Genomic DNA, 19,291 nt, shown 5'->3' with positions numbered 1-19,291 from the left:
GCATCGCGCGGGAACAGGCGAAACCCATACCCTCACAGCCTGTTCCGGCGGATGCGCCGCCGTCACGGATCCTGCGGGAGCCGAACTGGTCCTCAACCCCGCCTCCAGTTCCGTACCCCGGACCCGTGGCGAAAGTGCCCATCGGGCGGCGACCGCACGCGCCGCCCGGTGGGCACTGTGCTGGGTGCGACCAGCGCGTTTTCATCGAATCTGTAAGAGGTTTACCGAATCTGGACGAGATTTACGCGCCATTGGTGACGTGGTTATATCCGTTCCATGATTCGGTGTTTGCCTGTGTCAATGAAACGACGGACCTCCAGCCGAGCATCGATCGTGGCCGTCCTGCTTGGCGTCACGGCGCTCGTGCTCGGCGTGGCCGGCCCGGGCGCGCACGCCGCCCCGTCGGTCGAGTCGATCGAACAGCGCATCGCCGACCGTATCGACGGCCGCGGGCGCGGCACGGCCATCACCGACTACGGATTCAGTGCGGGCCTGTCCGGCGGATTCGCGAGTGACACAGTGGGTTCCGGTCCCGCGCAGCCGTCCTGGCTGTCCGCGTTCGGTTACGGCCTGTTCCACCCGGACGCCGCGCCGCCGGGCGCCAACGACTGGAACTGCAAGCCGACCGCCGAACATCGCCGCCCCGTGGTGCTGCTGCACGGCACCTGGATGAACGCCTACAACAGCTTCGCGTTCATGAGTCAGCCGATCAAGGACGCGGGCTTCTGCACCTTCGCCTTCAATTACGGCCGCGCCGATCCGGCGCAAGGCGGTGGCCTTCCGCCACTGCTGCCCGGCGTGATGGGCACCGGCAACATCGAGGACTCGGCCAAGCAGCTGGCGACCTTCGTCGACCGGGTATTGGCGGCTACCGGCGCGCCCGCCGTCGACCTCATCGGCTACTCGCAGGGCGGCGCAATGGCCAACTGGTACACCAAGTTCGAGGGCGGCGCGGACAAGGTGCACAACCTGATCACCTTCGGCGCAACGCATCACGGCTCCACCATCGACGGCATCGCCGCCCTCGGCCGCGCCGTCAACACGATCGGGATCGATGTGGTCGGCGCCAGTTCGATCGTGGTCGGTCACGCGGTGGCCGAGCAAACCATCGGCTCGGACTTCGTCAACCGGCTCAATGCCGGCGGCGACACCATTTCCGGCATCGACTACACGATCGTCGGCACCCGCTACGACGAGATCATGACCCCCTACAACCTGACCTTCCTACGGCCCGGCGGCGGCGCGTCCGTGCAGAACGTCACCCTCCAGGACGGCTGCGAACTCGACCTCTCCGATCACCAGACGCTGATGTACTCACCGCGCGCCCTCTCCATCGCACTGCGCGCCCTCGATCCGGCCGGCCACCCGGACCTCGCCTGCACCTTCAATCCGTGGCTGATCGGCGGTGGCGGCCACCTGTAACCCCGCCTCGGCGGCGCAGACGTACCCGGCCGACAGACTGGTGGTGATGCCGGTCGCGATGAGTGCCGCCGACGTCTTGGTGGAGAGGTATTCCGCCCAGGTCCGCTCCTGCGCCAGGGTGATCTCGGAGTGTGTTGTCGCACAATGGAACTGTGCGCAGGCGACGTCGTCGTCCAGGGTGAAGATGACGTCCACGGCGACGGTCCGGTGCAGCGCGGCGGTGATCGCCGCGACCGGCCGGCGCGCGACGACATGTTTGGCGCGCACGGTCGCCAGGGGCAGATCGCGCACCCGTGGCGTACTGATGCCGACGACGTTGCCGTGTCGCCAGCGGCGTGCCGAAGGTCCCCCCGACTGTCCGGCGGCCTCGTGCACCGCCAGGATAAGCGCCGCTAGCTCCGCGGCCGAAACAGTCACCTCATACGTTTGTCGTCGGTTCACGATCGGTCCCCACACCTTCCGCATGCGGTCTTCTAGCCCGAGAAGATCGTGGGCGCAACGGATCTGCGCGACGGCATGGTGTCCGCCGTCGTGGTCCTTTTCGTCCGCGAACCCTGACGATGTCACGATTCGGCATCGTTGTCTGTCGGTCAATCGTCCGACACCACTGTCGGTGGCAATGGTTCACGCTCGATTCACATCGGTCGTTCGAATGATGTCGGCGTGGCTACCGCGGTGTTAGCGTCGAAGCGAGAGAAAGACAGTGGCGCAGTGCGGCTACAACTCGTCCAGCTCGATCAGACCGTCCTGCAGGGCCCGCGCCACCAGCGCGGCCTTCGTGTTCGCCGCGCGGTCGACCGCCGCGTATTTGCCGCGAATGCGGGTGATGTGCGTGTTGACCGTGCCGATCGAGAGGTAGAGCTGTTTTCCCACTTGGGTTTTCGAGTCGCACTTGACCCAGGCGACGAGGACTTCGAGTTCCCGCGCCGACAGGTGCGGGTCGCGCCACGCCCCGGTCCGGTACGGGTGTGATCGGGGATCTGGAACGATGGAGGTCATCAGTTTTCCCGCTTCATGCAGTGTCCGTCGGCTCCGGTGCCGCACCTCCCCGAAGGTTGCAGACCAATAACCGATGTGCCCACTGAATATATGATCCGTTTCCGCTCCTGGGAATTCCCCAGCTTTCAGCCCGCAGGTCTGGGGTCTTGCTTCGCTTCGCGAACAAGTTGCCGGTCGTCCAGGTCGGACCGGACCGCCCCGGTGGACTCGACCTCTATCCGCAGTTCACCGTTGTCGCGCAACAGAATCGAGGCCAGCGTACTGCGCCCCGGCGGCAGAATGCGAGCGGTCACGGTGCCGCCGTCGGCGTAGTCGAGCGCGTCGCGCAGGACGGTGCGCACCTGTTGCCGGAGCTCCGGGTCGACCTCGTCGAGGCCGCCGCCGTCGTCCAGCACGACGGTGACTCCGCGTTGTCGCGCACAGCGTGCCGCGGCGCCGACCGAGTCATCGATCATCACACCGCCCAGGATGTCGTCGCGCAACTCGGCCTCGACCAGCCGGCACTCCGCCTGCTCGCGCGCGGTGAGCGGGCGGCCGGAGGCGATGATCTCCAGCAGCGGCCGCGCGGCGATGTCCAAACGGGCGACCCGTTCGTCGCGCTCCTGCTGAGCGGCCTGCGCGGCCGCCTCGGCGGCGGCTCGGTCGGTTTCCTGCTGGCGCAGCGACAGGATCGAATGTGCCATGGGGCGTACGACTCTCGCGAAGAAGGTGGCCATGAGCAGCGGGGTCAGGTTGATGAAGGAGAACCCGACGCCGGTGAGCCAGCCCTGACCGGTGTGCATGGTCCACGACGCGCAGATGACGATCTGCCCGAGCACGCCGGTCCACGCCCAGGTCGGTGCGCCGCGCACGCACAGGAAGTTCAGGAACGCCGATGCGGCGCCGAGGAACCAGATCTGGGTCGAGTTCGCCATCGGCACCGGCAGCTGCCAGATGGCCAGCGCGGCGGCGAGCGGGGCCGCCGCGGCGGCGGGCACGGCGAACCGGGCGGGGAGCGGATCGCCCGGCGCGAGCAGCACGGCGGTGCCCGCGGCCAGGATGAGGACCACCGCGACCGCGGTGAACCGGATGTCCCGGATGCCGTCGTCGGCGGCGAACGCCTCCGAGGTGATCGCGACGGCGAACAGGCCGCACAGCAGCCACGCCGCCGTGGTCCGCATGCCGAGGATGTCGCGCACGTCGTCGCGCACGGTCCGGTTCGCCGTCATGACGCCACCCACCCGGTGCTGATCCGGCAGCCGCGACCCGGCGCTGCATCGATCGCCGACCAGCCGCCCGGCAGTTCGGCGAGCCGGTCGATGATGCTGGCGCGCAAGCCGATCCGGTCCGGCGGGACCAGCGCGGGATCGAACCCGACCCCGTCGTCGACGACCTCGACCTGCACCGATTCGGCGTCGGCTCTAACCATCACCGCGCACGCCGCCTCGTGATCCGGCGAACCGGCATGCCGCTGCCAGTTGCGCAGCGCCTCGCCGACCGCGGCGGCGAGCGCGGTCGCCACATCGCTCGGCACCGTGAGCGCGACTCCGGCAACCTGGTCGGTGTGCAACTGGACCGAGTCGTCGACCTCGGCCGCGGTCGCGCGGATACTCGCGACGACCTGATCGAGATCGAGGTTGTCCTGGGCCGGGCGCCCGGCGCGCAGCCGTTCGAGGTCACGCAGCGTGATGTCGGCGTGGTGGGTCAGCACGGCGGAGTTGGGTGCGCGCGAGGCCTCGAGCAGCGTCGCGATCACCCAGTCGTGCGCCAGGGCGTCGAAGCGTTTGCGTTCGAAGCGGCGCGCCTCGGCGGCGGCGGTCGCGGTGGCTTTCGCGCGCACTGTGTGCGAGGTCTGATCCAGCGCGCGCCCGACCTGGACGAGGACGACGCACGCCGCGCAGGGGAGCGCCGAATAGGCCACGGCGAACAGGAAATCCGGCACGATCGGGTTGTGCGCGTCCGGCCCGCGGGCGTACGCCGCCGCGGTCTGGTCGAGCGCCGCGGCCAGGACGAGATAGCCGAACGGGATGCGCCGCCAGAAGAGCGCGAGCGCGACCGCGGGCAGGCCGGGAATCCAGGTGATCCACAGTGATTGCTCCGGCGGCACCACGGCGTCGACCCGCACGACCAGCCAGCTGATCGTGGCGAACAGATAGCCGAACGCGAAAACCACTACCGCCCACCGCATCAGGTCGAAGCGCCAGCCCAGCGCCGCGACCGCGATGAGCACGGCGGGCAGATAGATGACGGTGATCGCGAGCGGTGTCCACCAGGACGCGGCCAGCGACGACTGGGTCAGCGCGGTCGGCACGGTGAGGGCGGCGTAGAACAGGCCGCCCGACCCGACGAAAAGGCCTGCGCCACGGACGAGGCGGGCTTCGGCGCTGCGCCGGGGCACCGCCGTCTCGGTCATCGTGGCCGTGGGTCGCCGCCGATGAAGCCGTCCCGCTTGGCCTCGCGGTAGAGGTCGACCCGGGACCGGACCGGCCGCCCCGCCTCGGCATACCGCCGCCGGATCCGGCTCAGGTAGTCGTTGACCGTGTGCTCGGACAGCCCGAGCTTGTGCGCGACCGAGGCCGCGGTCTCGCCGTTCGCGTAGTGCTCCAGCACGTCTCGCTGCCGCGGCGGCAGGTCGATGTTGGTCAGCGCCGGGTCGCTGTCGATGGCCGAGGCCCAGGCCATCGTCGCGACCTGCCGGCCGGAGGCGGCCGCGCGGATCATCGCGGTGGTGCGTTCGGCCGGGTCGCTCTTCAGCGCGACGCCGAGCACGCCGGCCCGGGCGGCGGAGCGGATCAGGTCGCGCCAGTCGCCGGTGGTGTAGACGAGGACGGGGATGTCCAGGTCGTGCAGCATCTCGACGTTGGCGCGCGGGCTGGAGCCGTCGGGCAGGCGCAGGTCGAGGATGGCGAGGTCGAGATCGGTTGCCTGCTTCAGCAATTCGGGCACCGTCGGCGCGATCGCGACGACGGTCAGGTCCGGCTGGTCGGACAGGATCGCGGCCAGGCCGACCGCGACCGCCTGGTGGTCTTCGACGATGCCGATCCGGCGCACCGTGCCCGGCGTCGCGTAGGGGCCGGGCAGGTCGGTGACGGCCACCCCCGCCATAGTGAGCAGTCTCCGGATCACCATGAATGGAATTAAATCACTCGGTCCCGGAGGTGCCAAGTCGGGTGGTTCACTTATTCGCTTTGCGCACTACTCGACGCCGGAACGAATGATGATCGAATGGTGGTGCGGAACCCTGATTCGTACAGCGTAAGCTGATATCGACCGGTCGGTTCCATGATGCAGTGCCCGAATCTGCTTGTGCCAGTAGTGATCAGCGATGTGTCGCCGGTACCGCAACGTCACCGTTCGTACTGTTCGAAACTTCACGGCCGCCAATTTCGCATTGTTCCGTGAAATATGGTATCCACTGACCTGATCGTTATTTCCCAGAATTTCTTCGAATTACCCATTTTGACTTCGCCTACGCGGGAATGGTTGTTGCCGAAATCCTCGATCATGGAGTGATGTCGAGTGTTCGGCGGACAGACAGCAGGCATCGGCGCCACGAGGCTCACCAGGTGAGGACGCGGGGCGCTCCGCCGGCCCGCGGCAAGACTCAGGAGAGATGAACGTGCACTCCAGTCGGCACCCGGACCGAGCAACGATGCTGTTGTCGCACCTGCGCTTTCCGGTCGGAAACATCGGCTACGGAATTCGGGCCGGCATTTGGCTGCCGGGCTGCCGGGTCTTCTGCCGCGCCTGCCTCGCCGGAAACACCTGGGTGTTCGACGAATCCACCCGGTGCGGCGTCGAGGCGATAGTCGACTGGTTGCGGGAGTTGCCCGCCGACCAGCTCGACGGCGTGACGATCTCGGGCAGCGAACCGACGGGCCACCCTGTGGCGCTGCGTGCCCTGCTCGACGGAATCAACTGCTGGCGTGCGGACTTGACCCGTCCCACCGACATCCTGCTGTACTCGGGCCGCTCGACCGCCGCGTTGGTCGAGCAGCTCCCGTGGCTGGGCACGTCGGTGGACGCGCTGGTCACCGAGCATCCGCTGGAGTCCGAGGCCAGCTGCCCGATGCTGCGCGGCGTGGCGAACCGCGAGGTGGTCGTCGGTTCGCCGCTCGGCGCGCGCCGCTATGCCACAGTGGAATTCGAGAGCGACCTCATGTCGTGCGATAGCTACGCGCGACCAATGCCGAGCGCAGATACCACAGCCCCGACGGTTGGGACGGGTCGAAGCCGGTGAGCTGACCGATGCGCTTGAGCCGGTAGTCCACGGTGTTGGTGTGCACGTGCAGGACCCGGGCGGTGCGCTGGCGATTGAGGTTGTTGGCGATGTGGCGCTGCAAGGTTTCCAGGAGTTCCGGGTGCTCATCGAGCGGGTCGAGCAGCTGACCGAGGTATTCGCGGCCGGGACCCGGTCGGGTGAGCTGGTATTCGAGCGCGAGTTCGTCGAATCGGTACAGGCCGGGCACCGCCTCCAGCCGCTGCACCATGTCGAGCAGTTCGTGGGCCTGGTCGGCGGCGTTGGGGATCTGTTCTGGGGTGCCATCGATCATGGTCGCGGTGATGCCGACCTGCGCGGCGTGCGACAGCTGGAGCACCAGGGCGTCGTAGCCGGCGGTGTCGAAGGTGGCCGCGGGGATGAGGATGGTGCCGCCGTCGACACTCAGCAGCGACAGCGCGCTGTCGCCGCAGCGGGTGGCGAGTTCGGCCTGCACCCGTCTGAGCTTGCGGCGCGCGACGACCTGACTGTCCAGCATCGGATTGTGCTCCTCCCGATGCGGCGGAATCGCCACGGCGAGCACGGCATAGGAGGTCGCGATCGCGATCCCGCATTCGCGCGCCATCGTGGAGGTGCTGTGCCCGCCGAGCAGCGCGGAGGTGAGCGTGTGCACGGCGGTGTGGTGCTCGCTGACCACCGCGCGCAATTCCCGGATGTAGGCCACCGAGACCGCGGAGCTGATCATGTCCAGCATCTCCAGCACCATCTTGGCGCCGTCGACCAGGCTCTCGTAGTCCTTGATGGACGCATCCGAGATCACCAGGTCCAGGCCCATCTTGAAGCCCTCGTGGATGGAGTGGTGGATGGTGTCGATCGGCACGCCCTCGCGCGCCCAGCCGGACGCGGCGTCCTGGAGGCGCTGCAACTTCTCCGGAATGTCCTGGCCGTCGAGCATGCTGACCGCGAACTCGAGGCAGACCCGGGTGATGGTGGTGACGTCGCCGGAGATCGCGTCGGCGGGCAGCGTGCCGCAGGGGATGACGTTTTCGACGAAGTGCCCGACCATTTGCCGCGATAACGCGCGAACGTCCTTGAGCGGGGACGACATCGGCCGGCCTGCGAGAGTCAGGCTCTGGCGCGCTGAGTTGTCGATCGACATTGACGACTTCCTTCCGCCCCCGGGAGATAGCTGTGCGGCGCATTCACACTAAACGGTCCATACCGGCTGCGGATCGATTCCGCAGGTTCTATGACGGCCATCAGAGACTGGTCGGTTGGTGGTTGTGTTGCGTCACAGCGGTTGTCCGGTGAATCCGGTACCGCTGGTTCTGTCGGTTGCCGGGAGTGCGGCGGGCGCTTTCGGTAGGATCGCTGCGCCGGGCTTGTCCCAGGAACCAGGGGCTTGCCGGGCATGTGCCGCGCCGGAGAGGGTGAGCTGTACCCATCTGCCGCGCGCACGCCAGGGAAGGCAGAGACGACGCGATAGGGGGCTAGGACACATGAGACCGGCTCTGAGATGTCTTGTCTGGGAACTGGACAACACATTATGGGACGGCGCGGTGAGCGACCGGACCAGCGGCGCGCTGCGGCCCACCGCGCTGCGCACGCTACGACTGCTCAGCGAGCGGGGCATCTGGCATGCCGTCGCCAGTCGCGGTGATCGCGAGTGGACGCTGGACAAGCTCTACCGGCACGGCGTCTACGAGATGTTCTCCGCGCTCGAAATCGGCTGGGGGCCGAAGTCTTCGGCGATCAGCCGGATCGGGCTCACGCTCGGGCTGACGCTGGACACCATCGGCTTCATCGACGACGAGCCGGTCGAACGGGCCGAGGTATTGCGCGCGTTGCCGAAGGTCCGGTGCTACGCGGCGCGCAATGTGGACGTGCTGCCGGCGATGCCCGATTTCCGCCCGGTCCTGCCGACCGGGCCCAATCCGACGCCGCCGGTCGGGTTCGCTCGGGTGCCCGCGCTGTAGTAACCGGCAAGAGACCACCTGCCCGCACGCCATCGGAATGGTGTGCGGGCAGGTTTTGCGTTGTGGGCGAACGCTATCGGGGGAGCACCGCGAGGTCCAGCTCGCGCAGGCGGACGGGATCGGCGATCACCTCATAGCCGGCGACCCGATCTTCGCGCACCGTAACCGCAAGGGCGAGTAGCAGTTTCCCGCGCGGCGCGACGAGGATGCCCACCGCGCCGTTGACCAGCGCCAGGGCTGCCACCCGCGACCGACGTTGCAGCAGAACGGTTTCCTTCGCCACCTCGGTAGCGCCCCGCACCACCGCGGCCAGACCCGCCGGCAGTGCGGCGGGGTCGGCGACCCGGATCACGTCGGGTGCCAGTACGGCGAGCAAGGCGGTCAGATCGCCGCCACGAGCCGCCGTCAGGAACGCTTCCACCACCTGCCGTTGCTCGGCGAGTTCGGTTGCCGTCGTAGTGGTTTCACCCCGTACCCGCTGCCGCGCGCGACTGGCCAGCTTCTTCGTGGTCGGCGTGGTCCGCCCGACGATCGGCGCGATCTGATCGAACGGCAGCGCGAACAGATCGTGCAGCACGAACGCCACCCGTTCGTCGGGACCGAGCGTATCCAGGACCACCAGCAGCGCCCGGCCGACCGCATCGATCAGCACCGCCTCGTGTTCCGGGTCGCTGTCGTAGGCGGCGTCGCCCAGGTCGGCGAGCAGGTCGAGGGGATCCTCGCGGCGGGCGGTGCGCGAGCGCAGCATGTCCAGGCAGATCCGCGACACGACCGTGGTCAGCCAGCCGACCAGGTTGTCCAGCTCGTCGGTGTCCTGCCGGGCCAGCCGGAACCAGGCCTCCTGCACCGCATCGTCGGCCTCGCTGACCGACCCGAGCATCCGATACGCGACCGCCCGCAGGTGGCTCCGATGCGTTTCGAAACGCTGCGCCAGCAGGTCCTGAGCGGGCATCGGTCACCTTTCCGTTCGGCCATCCGTCACACGGTCGATCGAGCACACAAACAGGAGGGTATTACCCATGTCCATCGCTTACGTCATCGTCACCATCGCCGCGGCGGCCGCCATGCTGATCGCGTCCGGCGTCGACGTGTTCCGCGCGCAATGGGTGCGCGACAACATGCGCAGCTACGGCATCCCGGACTGGACGCTGTATCCACTGGCGGTGATCAAGGCGGCCGGCGCGGTCGGCCTGCTCGTCGGACTCGCCGTCCCGCCATTGGGATTGGCCGCCGCGATCTGCCTGGTCCTCTATTTCTTCGGCGCGATCTTCACCATCGTCCGCGCCCGCGGTTACGGCGACCTGGCCTATCCCATGCCCTATCTGGCCTTGGCCGCCGCGTCGCTGGTCTTGTTCGTCGCGTCCTGACCTACCCGTTCAGGATGAACTTGGCCGCCTGCTCGCCGATGAACACGGCGGGCGCGTGCGTGTGCCCGCGGATGAGCAGCGGCATCACCGAGGCATCGGCTACTCGAAGACCCTGCACGCCACGCACTTGCAGCTGTGGCGTGACGACGCTGGCCACGTCGGTGCCCATCCGGCAGGTGCCGACCGGGTGATACAGGGTGTGCGAGTAGCCGTTCAGGGTGAGTTCGAGGGTGGCTTCCAATTGGGCCGGGGCCTGCGGCGGGTAGATGATCGGCCCGAGTACGGCTTTCATCGCCGGGGCGTTGGCGATGTCGGTGCAGGTGCGCAGGCCGGACATGAGCGCCGCGCGGTCGATGCCCGCGCTGTCGGAGAGGTAGCGCGGGTCGATCAGCGGCTTGGCGGCCGGATCGGCGGAGGCCAGGGTGATCCGGCCGCGGCTGTGCGGGCGCAGCAGCACGGTGGCCAGGATGACGCCGTGCTCGGTCGGATCGACCAGGCCCTCGTAGTAGAAAGGCGCTGGGGCGAAGATCATTTCGAGGTCCGGCAGGTCCAGATCGGGCCGGCTGCGCACGAATCCGTACGCCTCGCCGACATTCGAGGTGAGCATGCCGCGATGCCGGATCAGGTAGTCGAGCAGTTGGCGCGGTTTCTCCGCGGCGAACAGTGAGTCCTCGGCCACGCCGTAGCCGACGCCGGTGACCAGATGGTCCTGGAGGTTCGCGCCCACCTCGGGCGCGTGCCGCAGCGCGCGAATACCCTGGCGCGCCAACTCGTCCCGGTCGCCGATGCCGGACAGCATCAGCAACTGCGGGCTGTTGATCGCGCCGCCGCACAGCACCACCTCGCGGCGCGCGGTGACCGTGTGCGGGCCGCCGCCCTGGTGATATTCGACGCCGACCGCCTGGGTGCCCTCGAACAGCACGCGGGTGGCCAGCGCCTCGGTGCGGATGGTCAGATTCGGCCGGCGCAGCGCGGGACGCAGGTAGCCGTCCGCGGTGCTCCAGCGCTTGCCGCCGTGCTGGGTGACCATGGTTTCGCTGAAGCCTTCCGGCTCCGGCCGATTCGGCGGCTCGACGTCGAAACCCGCCTCCCGCACCGCGGCCAGGTACGCGGCGGTCAGCGCGCGGGGGCTGCGCTGGCGGGAAATATGCAAAGGCCCGTTGGCGCCCTCGTCCGGATACTGTGCGTCCTCTACGCTTTCGATCCGCCGGAACTGCTCGACCGCGGCCGCGAAACCCCACTCCTCGCCGGCCAGCAACGCCCACTCGTCGTAGTCGGCGCGGAAACCGCGCACCCACATCATCGCGTTCATCGATGACGATCCGCCGAACATCTTGCCCCGCGGCCAATAGATCTGCCGGTTCTTGAGTTCCGGCTGCGGCTCGGTCAGATAGTCCCAATCCACCTCGGAGCGAAAGAGTTTCGCGAAACCGGCGGGAATGTGGGCGAATTTGTTCTTGTCCTGCGGCCCGGCCTCCAGCAGCACGACCGAGGTATTCGGATCGGCACTGAGCCGATTGGCCAGCACCGCGCCCGCGGATCCGGCGCCGACGATCACGTAGTCCGCGATAAGCCCACCTGGTTGCACTATCCACTCCGATCTGCGCTGCCTACGGCAAAGATACGAGCAAGGGGTGGACCGGGGTTCGATTTCGGCGCATCGGGATAGAAGTCACCGAGTGTGGCGGATGGGGAACAGATAGGGTATTGGGGTGCGTGAGGCCAGTCACAAAACGATCGATCGGTCGTATTAATTGTTAGCCTCAACCGAGACCATGCGGTTCCCTTTGATCGAGAGGCTGTGATGGATATGTACGACGACGAGCGCGAACGCAAAATCGCGATGATCGGGCAGTTCTACGAATTCGTCTCGACGGCGCAGTACGAGAAGATGTACGAGCTGTGCACCGACGACGTCCGGATGTCGATTCCGTACCAGCTGCCGGGGTTCCCGAATCAGGGGCAGGGCAAGGACCAGCTCCGGCAATTGAACGGTGCGATGGACAATTACTCATCCACCGCGCAATCGGTGGTCGATGTCGAACCCATGCTGAATCCCGACAGCTTCCTGGTCGAGGTCAAGGGCGACATGGTCGTTCGGGAAACCGGCAGGCCGTACCGCAACGACTATCTCAATATCTTCCGTTTCCGCGACGGCAAGATCTGCGAATGGGTCAGTTATCACGACCCGGTGCGTCAGCTCGTCGCCTTCGGCTTCACCGAACTGCCGATCCCCGCCGAATCCTGATCGTCGGTCGCCGCGTACGCCACCCGGAAACGCGACGGCGACGTGCCGTACCGATCGACGAACGCCTGCCGCAGTGTTTCGGCCGAGCCGAACCCGCAGCGGGTGGCGATCCCCGCGATCGGCAGCCGCGTGCCCGCCAGCAGCTGGGCCGCGGCCTCGGTGCGTGATCGCCGGACGAAGCGACCCGGCGTGTGGCCGAGCTCGGCGACGAACAATCGGGTGAGATGCCGTTCGCTGACCCCGATTTCGGCCGCCAGCACGCTCGCGGACAGATCCTGGTCGAGGCGGCTGTTGATGAAGGTCACCGCCCGCCGGACCAGGTCGTGATCGGCGGGCGGCGGCGCGACGAACATGCTCATCTGCGCCTGATTGCCCGGGCGATGCAGGTAGGTGACCTGTGCCCGGGCGATCTGCCGGGCGATCTCGGCGCCGTGATCGTCCTCGATGAACGCCAGCGCGAGATCGAAGGCGCTGGTCACGCCGGCCGCCGTGGTCACGTCCTGCTGGCGGATGTAGATCGGGCCCGCGTCGACGGTGACCGCCGGATACCGGGCGGCCAGCCAGTCGGCGAAGATCCAGTGCGTGGTGATCCGCTTGCCGTCGAGTAGTCCTGCGGCGGCGAGGATTTCGGCGCCGGTGCAGACCGAGGCGACCCGGGTGCTGGCCGCGGCGAGGCGGCGGATGTGGCCGACGGTGCGGGCGCTGTCCGCGGCGATCCGGCTGCCGAAGCCGCCGACCACGATCAGGGTGTCGAGCGGTCCGGTGAGGCGTTCGAGGCAGACTTCGCCGCGCAACACCAGTCCGGACTGGGTGCTGATGTCGTGGCCGCCGGGCGTGGCCAGCCGCACCCGGTACTGCGGATCGGCGCCGAGCCGGTTCGCCACGTCCATGCAGCTGGAGACCGCGGAGATCTCGACCAGCTCGCTGTCGTGGTAACCGACGATGACGACTTCGTGCGCGCGCACCCGTCCAGCGTACGTCGAATGACCGGCTTCCCAAGATTCCGGACATCATCGGGCGGGATCGTTGTCCTGCGGTCTGTACCGGAGGACGGTGACGCCATGGTCTTCGAATCAGCTACCGCGACTCCCGTATCCCCGGACAACGCACTGCTCGCCGTCGTGCAGCGACGGTGGCCGACCCTGCGGTCCTGCTGCTCGTCGACGGCACGGCCGGTCAGGTGGTGCTCGCCGCGGGCTTTCTCGCGCACGCGATCTGGGATTTCGCGCATCACCGCGCGGACCTGATGGTGCCGCGCTGGTACGCGGAGTTCTGCGCGGTGGTCGACGTGCTGGTCGCGGCGGCGCTGGTGCTGGGTGTCGTCAGGTGAGGATGAGCAGCGCGGATTTCTCGATGCGGTCGGCGATTTCGGAGTAGGACGCGTAGCCCATGCCGGCGCGGACCAGAGCGCCCGCGTAGAGCAATTCGAGGGACTCGACCACATCGGGATCCGCGTTCTCGCCGAGGGCCCGGATGATCCGCTTGCGGATCTCGGCGCCGATCCGGCCGCGCAGGTGCACCACGTCGGGGTCGCGGCCGAGCAGGGCGCTGGTCACCGCGCCGGAGAGTTCCTGTTCGTCGGCCACGAGCAGGGCGATGTTGCGCAGTTCGGCGACCACCCGGACCGTCGGGTCCGGGTCGTCGCTGGCCGGGGACGGAGTGGAAACCAAACGGCGCCAGAAGATCTCGGCGACCAGGTGTTCCTTCGAGGAGAAGTAGGTGTAGGCGGTGGCCGCCCCGACGCCGGCCGCGGCGGCGACCATCCGGATGGTCATGCCCGCGAACCCTTCGCGGGCAAGCACTTCCACCGCCGACCTGGTCAGCTTGTCGACGGTGTCGGCCTGCTTCCCGGACAGCCTGCGGCGGGTCGCCTCGAGAATCACGGAATCGGGTTCGGACATGTGTCTGGATACTACTCCCGCGGGCGGGTCAGTTCTTCGCGGCGGCGACGCCGGCCCGGCGGCCGTAGAAGCTGCCGTCGCCCAGGGACGCCCCGCTCACGTAGCCGCCGGCGCAGAGTCCGGAGGTGCAGCGTCCGGCGGCGAACAATCCGGGGATCGGCTCGCCGGAGACGTGCAGCACCCGCGAGTCCAGATCGGTGCGCAGTCCGCCGAGGGTGAAACCCGCGGTGAATCCGCGCATGTCGAACGCTGCCAGCGAACCTTGCAGGGGCCGAACCCATTCCGGCTTCTTGCCGAGCAGCGGGTCCTTGCCGTCGGCGGCGTGCAGGTTGTAGCAGTCGACGGTGGCCTGCAACGCGAGTGTGGGCAGACCCATGTCGGCCTCGAGCTCCGCCACCGTTTCGGCCGCCCAGGTCGGCGGCTGCCGGAAGAACGGGGTGGAGGTCTCGGTAGCGAGTCCGGCCTCATAGGACGCCTCATCGATGACCAGGAACGCCTGGTTCTCCTGCTGAATCAGCGTCGCCTGGCCGATCCGTCCGGGGTAGGTGTCCTCGGCGATGAACCGCTGGCCGCGCCCGTTGACCAGGATGCCGCGCGCCACCAGCTGCGGGTCGCCGAAGAACGCCACCTCGGTCGCGTCCATGTGCGCCAGCTCCGCGCCGAGCGCCTGCGCGACCCGGATGCCGATGCCGTCGTGTTCCTCGATCGCGGCGGCCGGCCTGCCGATCAGGCGCGGTGCGTAGCCCTCGATCATCTGCTGGTGATAGGCGAAGCTGCCGGTGGCCAGGACCAGGCCGCGGTCGGCGCGGATCGCCACCTCCTTGCCGTAGCGCTTGGCAATCACCCCGACGACGCGATCGTCGTCGTCCACGATCAGCCGGCCGAGCCGCAGGTCGTATTCGACGCGGACACCGAGCGATTCGGCGGTTTCGGCCAGCGGTTTCATCAGCATGTAGCCGCCGCTCTTGCGGCCGATCTTCTTGTCCGCCATCTGCGGAACATGGCCGCGCGGAGCGGGTTTCGCGATCGCGTTGAACGGTGCGGCGTTCTCGCCGCCGGAGTACATCAGGCCTTCGTCGTGCGGCGGTTCCCAGCCCGGCTCGCCCCAGAAGGCCTCGCGGAACGGGACGCCGTTGGCCACGAGCCAGTTGTAGTGCTCGACGCTGCCGCGGGCGTAGTCTGCGATCTTGGCCTTGTCCACGCCGGGGCCCAGTGCCGCCAGCAGGAACGTCTCCATGTTCTCCGGGGTGTCCTCGAAGCCGAGCGCCTGCTGCAGCGGGGTACCACCGCCCAGATAGATGAATCCGCCCGCCATAGCGGCCGCGCCGCCCCAGCCGCCGGTGCGCTCCAGGATCAGCACGTCGGCGCCCGCACGGGCGGCCTCGATCGCCGCGCAGACCCCGGCGATGCCGTAACCGGCGACGACGACGTCGGCCTGCTGGTCCCACTCGGTGACGCTGCTCGCGCGCAACGGTCGAAGGGTGCTGGCATCAGACATGTTTCGGGTCCTTCACTCGGTGCGATCGGCTTGTTGCTGACGGGCGGCCTTCTTCTGTTGCGCCACAATGGTGCCCACCAGGAGGTCGAGTTTGGTGCCGTTCGGCCAACCTACGTAGTGGCAGAGGAACACCGCGATCTCGTGCAACTGCTCCTCGGTCAATTCCTCGTTGCGCAGCGCGGCGCCGATCTGGATGCCCGCGGTATCGATCGCGCCCTGCGCGGTGAGCGCGCCGAGCAGAATCAGCCTGCGGTCGCGAACGGACAGCGCAGGGCGCGACCAGATGTCGGCGAAGAGGTGATCGGCGGTGACGGCGAAGTGACTGCCGGGATAGTCCTGGAACTCGGTGCCATACACCTCGGCCATCTTGGCCAGGCCGCGCTCGCGCACGGAATCGGCGGAACCGTTGTCGGTCATTGGGTTTGCCTTTCGGAGGCGCCGACGCCGAGCCCCGGACCCAGGTGGTCGAGGGCGAGTTCGGTGAGGGGGAGTGGGAGGTCGAGCCGAGCGGCGAGGTCGAGGGCGAGGCTGAGGTCTTTTTCGCCGAGGTCGCGTACGTGCTGGAAGATCGGTAGCCAGAAGTCGCCGTCCTCGATGGGGGCGGCGGTTTTCCGCAGCATGATCGCGCCGGGGCCGCCGGTGACGGCGTCGGAATGCCGGACGACCTTGCCGAGCACGGTGATATCGAGCCCGGCCGCCTCGGCCAGGCGCAGCGCCTCGGTGACGGCGGTGAAGGAGACGAAGTGGACAAGGTTGCGCGCCAGCTTCATTCGGGTTCCGGCACCGACCGGGCCGGCGTGCACGATCAGGTCGGCGAAGCAGCCGAACGGTGCTTGCACCCGCGCGAACGCTGCCTCGCTGCCGCCGACCATGACCGCGAGCGTGCCTTTCGCCGCGCCCGGTCGGCCACCGCTCACCGGTGCGTCGACGAATTCGACACCGTGCGTGGCGCATTCGCCGGCGAGTTCCTCGGCGGTCTGGTCGCTGATGGTGGAGTGCACGGCCACCACGGTTCCCGGTGCGGCACTGCGCAATATCCCTTCGGGGCCGGTGATCACGTCGCGAACCTGCGCGTCATTCACTACCGCCACCGAGATAATCGTCGCCCGGTCGGCGACCTCCGCCGGTGAGGAGTCGGAATCGGCCCCGGCCTCGGTGTACGGCTGCACCGCCTCGGCACGGACATCGCAGACGGTCAGCCCGCCCGGCCAGTCGAGCAGTCGTTCGGCCATCGGCGCGCCCATCGAGCCGAGTCCGATGAAGCCGATCGTGGCGTCGGTCATGCGCGAAACACCTGTCCGCCATCGACATTGAAGATCTGGCCGGTGACCCAGCTCGCCTCGTCGGAGAGCAGGTACAGGCACGCGCCGACGAGGTCCGCCGGTGTGCCCATTCGCTTGAGCGGCAACCGGTTCACCATGTCCTCGACGATGGCCGCGGGGGTCACGGTCTTGGTCGCGTCGGTGTCGATGGGGCCGGGGGCGATGGCGTTGATCCGGATGTTCGAGCCGCCGAGTTCGAAGGCCAGCTGCTGGGTGAGGCCGTTGATTCCGACCTTGGCCAAGCCGTAGAAGCTGGAGTAAGTCCATGCGGCGGTGGAGGATTGGTTGACGATCGAGCCGCCCGCCTTGCGCATGTGCGGCCAGACCGCGCGGGTCATGTTCAGCGCGCCGTCCATGTTCACGCTCATGAATTTCTTGTAGTAGTCCCACGGCACAGTGAGCAGCAGGTTGAGCTTCATCTCGCCGTAGATGGCGGCGTTGTTGACCAGGTGATCGATGCCGCCGAACTCGGCGACCGTCAATTCGGCCAGGGCGGCGGCGGATTCGGGGTCGGCGACGTCGACCGGACCGAACAGCGCGGTCCCGCCGTCGGCGGTGATCTTCTCCACGACCGCCCGGCCGCCCTCGGCATTCTTGTCGGCGACAACGACTTTCGCGCCCTCGGCGGCCAGCGCCGCGGCGTAGGCGGCGCCGATGCCCTGGGCGGCGCCGGTGACGATGACGGATCTTCCCGCGAAACGGGCCATGAAGGGTGCTCCTCTTATCCAGCGGTCGCGATCAGCTTGGTTTCCAGGTATTCCTCGAACCCGGCGACGCCCATCTCCCGGCCGATGCCGGACTGCTTGTAGCCGCCGAAGGGCGCGTCGGCGGAGTACCAGACGCCGCCGTTGACGCTCAGCGTCCCGGTGCGAACGCCGTTGGTGACGCGGCGGATTCGATCCGGGTCGGTGCCCCAGACCGAGCCGGACAGGCCGTAGGGGGAGTCGTTGGCCAGCCGGATGGCGTCGTCGTCGCCGTCGTGGGGGATGACCACCAGGACGGGGCCGAAGATCTCCTCGCGGGCGACGGTCGCGGTGTTGGGGACGTCGGCGATCAGCGTCGGTTCGATGAAGAAGCCGCGCTCCTGGTTCTTCGGTCGGCCGCCGCCGACCACGATGCGGCCGCCTTCCGAGCGGGCGATATCCAGGTAACGCTCGACTCTGGCGCGTTGCCGTTCGGAGATGAGTGGCCCGCACACTGTGCGCGACTCGGCCGGATTGCCCGGCTTGATCCCGGCGATGGTCGCAGCGGCCGCCTGCACTGCCTCGTCGTAGGCGGCGCGCGGAACGAGCAGCCGGGTGGTGATCGCGCAGCCTTGCCCGGCGTGCACGCACACCGAAAACGCTGCCACGGCACAGGCTCCCGCGATGTTCGCGTCGTCGAGCACGATGAACGCCGACTTGCCACCCAGTTCCAGGAATGCCTTCTTGAGTGTTGTTGCGGCGCCGCGCATCACGGCGCGACCGGTCTGCGTCGAACCGGTGAAGCTGATCAGGTCGACCAGCGGGTGCTCGGTGAGTTGCGCGCCGAGCCCATGGTCGGCGGAGGTCACGATGTTCACCACACCGGCCGGGATGTCGGTCTCCTCGGCGAGGATCGCGCCGACTGCCGCCGCGCACCACGGCGTGTCCGGAGCGGGCTTGAACACCACCGTGTTTCCGGCCGCGAGCGCGGGACCGAGCTTGGCGAAGGTGATCTGGTGCGGGAAGTTCCACGGGGTGATCGCGCCGACCACGCCGACCGGCTCGCGGCGCAGCACCCGGCGGGTCTTGATGCCCATCGGTTCCGCCACGCCGAGATCCGTTTCCCAGCTGTAGGTTTCGGCGAGCGACGCGGAGTAGGCGAGGTCGGCGACGGGGCCTTCCAGCTGCGGACCGCGGGTGAACATGGCGGGTGCGCCCGCTTCGGCGATGGTGAGCTCGCGCAGTTCTTCGATGTGGGATTGCAGTGCGGTGCGCAGTTGTTCGAGGCAGTGCGCGCGGAAGGCGTGGTCGCGGGACCAGTCGGTCTGGTCGAAGGCGGTGCGGGCGGCGGTGACCGCGGCATCCAGGTCGGCGGCGTTCGCGTTCGCGGCCTGGCCCAGGGCCTCCTCGGTCGCCGGGTTGATCGTGGCGAAGACGCCGTCCCCGCCCTCGACGAGCTTGCCGCCGATCAGCAGGCGCGCACCGTCGGCGGGCAGAAGGCTGGTCATGCGATTCTCCGATGCTGTCTGGACAGGTGTACGGAATATAGTCTCCGGCGTCGATTTCAGGCAAGAACAGGTTCTAACTCTGTCATTCTGGACCAAGGGTCCGGGTGGTCGTCGCGGAATCTGTGCGGTTCTCGGGCGAGTCGACGGGATCGTGCGCGATGGTGTGGTT

General features: G+C 68.0%; 21 protein-coding genes. 6 read left to right on the top strand and 15 right to left on the bottom strand.

The genetic code is table 11. From position 1 onward, the window contains the following. The first annotated feature begins 300 nt into the window (after positions 1-300). Positions 301-1,422, top strand: coding sequence for an esterase/lipase family protein (locus tag F3087_RS10180; protein ID WP_150401577.1), 1,122 nt, complete (start codon positions 301-303; stop codon positions 1,420-1,422). On the opposite strand, the gene F3087_RS10175 is transcribed toward F3087_RS10180, so the two are convergent. From F3087_RS10175 to F3087_RS10155, 5 genes are all read right to left on the bottom strand, one after another. Further along, positions 1,315-1,863 carry a hypothetical protein gene (locus F3087_RS10175; protein ID WP_150401576.1) on the bottom strand — a complete coding sequence of 183 codons (549 nt, stop codon included), beginning with the start codon at positions 1,861-1,863 and terminating at the stop codon, positions 1,315-1,317. The genes F3087_RS10180 and F3087_RS10175 overlap by 108 nt on opposite strands. 276 nt (positions 1,864-2,139) lie before the next feature. Beyond that, the gene (locus F3087_RS10170) at positions 2,140-2,421 is read right to left on the bottom strand and encodes a response regulator transcription factor (protein WP_150401575.1); all 282 of its coding nucleotides are present in this window, start codon (positions 2,419-2,421) and stop codon (positions 2,140-2,142) included. 125 nt (positions 2,422-2,546) lie between these two features. Continuing rightward, complete coding sequence (locus F3087_RS10165) at positions 2,547-3,629, bottom strand: hypothetical protein (protein WP_150401574.1); 1,083 nt, start codon at positions 3,627-3,629, stop codon at positions 2,547-2,549. Beyond that, on the bottom strand, positions 3,626-4,813 hold the full coding sequence (locus tag F3087_RS10160; RefSeq protein WP_150401573.1) for a sensor histidine kinase: 1,188 nt from the start codon (positions 4,811-4,813) through the stop codon (positions 3,626-3,628). Before F3087_RS10160 ends, F3087_RS10165 begins: the two co-directional genes overlap by 4 nt. Beyond that, positions 4,810-5,505, bottom strand: a complete 696-nt coding sequence (locus tag F3087_RS10155) for a response regulator transcription factor (protein WP_150401937.1) — start codon at positions 5,503-5,505, stop codon at positions 4,810-4,812. Before F3087_RS10155 ends, F3087_RS10160 begins: the two co-directional genes overlap by 4 nt. Before the next feature lie 508 nt (positions 5,506-6,013). On the opposite strand from F3087_RS10155, the gene F3087_RS10150 reads away from it, so the two are divergent. Next, positions 6,014-6,640, top strand: a complete 627-nt coding sequence (locus tag F3087_RS10150; protein ID WP_150401572.1) for a 4Fe-4S cluster-binding domain-containing protein — start codon at positions 6,014-6,016, stop codon at positions 6,638-6,640. On the opposite strand, the gene F3087_RS10145 is transcribed toward F3087_RS10150, so the two are convergent. Then, entirely contained in the window at positions 6,558-7,778 is a 1,221-nt protein-coding gene (locus tag F3087_RS10145) for a PucR family transcriptional regulator (RefSeq protein ID WP_150401571.1), read from the bottom strand. The genes F3087_RS10150 and F3087_RS10145 overlap by 83 nt on opposite strands. A gap of 340 nt (positions 7,779-8,118) precedes the next feature. Between F3087_RS10145 and F3087_RS10140 the strand changes: the two genes are divergently transcribed. Next, positions 8,119-8,595, top strand: coding sequence for an HAD-IIIC family phosphatase (locus tag F3087_RS10140; protein ID WP_150401570.1), 477 nt, complete (start codon positions 8,119-8,121; stop codon positions 8,593-8,595). Positions 8,596-8,668: 73 nt separating this feature from the next. Here F3087_RS10140 and F3087_RS10135 read toward each other — a convergent pair whose 3' ends face one another. After that, entirely contained in the window at positions 8,669-9,547 is an 879-nt protein-coding gene (locus F3087_RS10135; RefSeq protein ID WP_150401569.1) for a sigma-70 family RNA polymerase sigma factor, read from the bottom strand. Positions 9,548-9,614: 67 nt separating this feature from the next. Between F3087_RS10135 and F3087_RS10130 the strand changes: the two genes are divergently transcribed. Next, positions 9,615-9,962 (top strand): DoxX family protein, encoded by a 348-nt coding sequence (locus F3087_RS10130; protein WP_150401568.1) that lies wholly within the window; start codon positions 9,615-9,617, stop codon positions 9,960-9,962. A 1-nt stretch (position 9,963) separates the two neighbouring features. On the opposite strand, the gene F3087_RS10125 is transcribed toward F3087_RS10130, so the two are convergent. Then, on the bottom strand, positions 9,964-11,550 hold the full coding sequence (locus tag F3087_RS10125; protein WP_191093880.1) for a GMC family oxidoreductase: 1,587 nt from the start codon (positions 11,548-11,550) through the stop codon (positions 9,964-9,966). A gap of 216 nt (positions 11,551-11,766) precedes the next feature. Here F3087_RS10125 and F3087_RS10120 point away from each other — a divergent pair, with 216 nt between their 5' ends. Next, a complete protein-coding gene (locus tag F3087_RS10120; RefSeq protein ID WP_150401567.1) occupies positions 11,767-12,210 on the top strand; it encodes a nuclear transport factor 2 family protein in 444 nt (147 codons plus the stop codon). Here the strand turns inward: F3087_RS10120 and F3087_RS10115 are convergent. Further along, on the bottom strand, positions 12,159-13,175 hold the full coding sequence (locus F3087_RS10115; RefSeq protein WP_191093879.1) for a GlxA family transcriptional regulator: 1,017 nt from the start codon (positions 13,173-13,175) through the stop codon (positions 12,159-12,161). The two genes, F3087_RS10120 and F3087_RS10115, sit on opposite strands and share 52 nt — an antisense overlap. A gap of 167 nt (positions 13,176-13,342) precedes the next feature. Here F3087_RS10115 and F3087_RS10110 point away from each other — a divergent pair, with 167 nt between their 5' ends. Continuing rightward, a complete protein-coding gene (locus tag F3087_RS10110; RefSeq protein WP_150401566.1) occupies positions 13,343-13,540 on the top strand; it encodes a hypothetical protein in 198 nt (65 codons plus the stop codon). On the opposite strand, the gene F3087_RS10105 is transcribed toward F3087_RS10110, so the two are convergent. From F3087_RS10105 to F3087_RS10080, 6 genes are read right to left on the bottom strand one after another with little or no spacing between them, the layout of a single operon-like run. Next, positions 13,533-14,111: a TetR/AcrR family transcriptional regulator gene (locus tag F3087_RS10105; protein ID WP_150401565.1), complete on the bottom strand. Its 579-nt coding sequence runs from the start codon at positions 14,109-14,111 to the stop codon at positions 13,533-13,535. The two genes, F3087_RS10110 and F3087_RS10105, sit on opposite strands and share 8 nt — an antisense overlap. Before the next feature lie 28 nt (positions 14,112-14,139). Next, a complete protein-coding gene (locus tag F3087_RS10100) occupies positions 14,140-15,609 on the bottom strand; it encodes an FAD-dependent oxidoreductase (RefSeq protein ID WP_150401564.1) in 1,470 nt (489 codons plus the stop codon). Positions 15,610-15,621: 12 nt separating this feature from the next. After that, a complete protein-coding gene (locus F3087_RS10095; RefSeq protein WP_150401563.1) occupies positions 15,622-16,026 on the bottom strand; it encodes a carboxymuconolactone decarboxylase family protein in 405 nt (134 codons plus the stop codon). Further along, on the bottom strand, positions 16,023-16,892 hold the full coding sequence (locus tag F3087_RS10090) for an NAD(P)-dependent oxidoreductase (RefSeq protein ID WP_150401562.1): 870 nt from the start codon (positions 16,890-16,892) through the stop codon (positions 16,023-16,025). Before F3087_RS10090 ends, F3087_RS10095 begins: the two co-directional genes overlap by 4 nt. Beyond that, on the bottom strand, positions 16,889-17,638 hold the full coding sequence (locus F3087_RS10085) for an SDR family oxidoreductase (RefSeq protein WP_150401561.1): 750 nt from the start codon (positions 17,636-17,638) through the stop codon (positions 16,889-16,891). Before F3087_RS10085 ends, F3087_RS10090 begins: the two co-directional genes overlap by 4 nt. Before the next feature lie 14 nt (positions 17,639-17,652). Then, positions 17,653-19,122, bottom strand: a complete 1,470-nt coding sequence (locus F3087_RS10080; protein ID WP_150401560.1) for an aldehyde dehydrogenase — start codon at positions 19,120-19,122, stop codon at positions 17,653-17,655. Positions 19,123-19,291: the final 169 nt, after the last annotated feature.

The organism is Nocardia colli (assembly GCF_008704205.1).
GTDB lineage: Bacteria > Actinomycetota > Actinomycetes > Mycobacteriales > Mycobacteriaceae > Nocardia > Nocardia colli.
This window is presented reverse-complemented; position numbering and strand designations above follow the sequence as displayed.

Bases quoted from the DNA above. Each gene is read 5' to 3' on its own strand.
- F3087_RS10080 (WP_150401560.1), bottom strand. From the start codon at position 19,122: ATGACCAGCCTTCTGCCCGCCGACGGTGCGCGCCTGCTGATCGGCGGC.
- F3087_RS10145 (WP_150401571.1), bottom strand. From the start codon at position 7,778: ATGTCGATCGACAACTCAGCGCGCCAGAGCCTGACTCTCGCAGGCCGG.
- F3087_RS10180 (WP_150401577.1), top strand. From the start codon at position 301: ATGAAACGACGGACCTCCAGCCGAGCATCGATCGTGGCCGTCCTGCTT.
- F3087_RS10130 (WP_150401568.1), top strand. From the start codon at position 9,615: ATGTCCATCGCTTACGTCATCGTCACCATCGCCGCGGCGGCCGCCATG.
- F3087_RS10090 (WP_150401562.1), bottom strand. From the start codon at position 16,892: ATGACCGACGCCACGATCGGCTTCATCGGACTCGGCTCGATGGGCGCG.
- F3087_RS10150 (WP_150401572.1), top strand. From the start codon at position 6,014: ATGAACGTGCACTCCAGTCGGCACCCGGACCGAGCAACGATGCTGTTG.
- F3087_RS10100 (WP_150401564.1), bottom strand. From the start codon at position 15,609: ATGTCTGATGCCAGCACCCTTCGACCGTTGCGCGCGAGCAGCGTCACC.
- F3087_RS10120 (WP_150401567.1), top strand. From the start codon at position 11,767: ATGGATATGTACGACGACGAGCGCGAACGCAAAATCGCGATGATCGGG.
- F3087_RS10155 (WP_150401937.1), bottom strand. From the start codon at position 5,505: ATGGCGGGGGTGGCCGTCACCGACCTGCCCGGCCCCTACGCGACGCCG.
- F3087_RS10135 (WP_150401569.1), bottom strand. From the start codon at position 9,547: ATGCCCGCTCAGGACCTGCTGGCGCAGCGTTTCGAAACGCATCGGAGC.
- F3087_RS10170 (WP_150401575.1), bottom strand. From the start codon at position 2,421: ATGACCTCCATCGTTCCAGATCCCCGATCACACCCGTACCGGACCGGG.
- F3087_RS10105 (WP_150401565.1), bottom strand. From the start codon at position 14,111: ATGTCCGAACCCGATTCCGTGATTCTCGAGGCGACCCGCCGCAGGCTG.
- F3087_RS10085 (WP_150401561.1), bottom strand. From the start codon at position 17,638: ATGGCCCGTTTCGCGGGAAGATCCGTCATCGTCACCGGCGCCGCCCAG.
- F3087_RS10160 (WP_150401573.1), bottom strand. From the start codon at position 4,813: ATGACCGAGACGGCGGTGCCCCGGCGCAGCGCCGAAGCCCGCCTCGTC.
- F3087_RS10095 (WP_150401563.1), bottom strand. From the start codon at position 16,026: ATGACCGACAACGGTTCCGCCGATTCCGTGCGCGAGCGCGGCCTGGCC.
- F3087_RS10165 (WP_150401574.1), bottom strand. From the start codon at position 3,629: ATGACGGCGAACCGGACCGTGCGCGACGACGTGCGCGACATCCTCGGC.
- F3087_RS10140 (WP_150401570.1), top strand. From the start codon at position 8,119: ATGAGACCGGCTCTGAGATGTCTTGTCTGGGAACTGGACAACACATTA.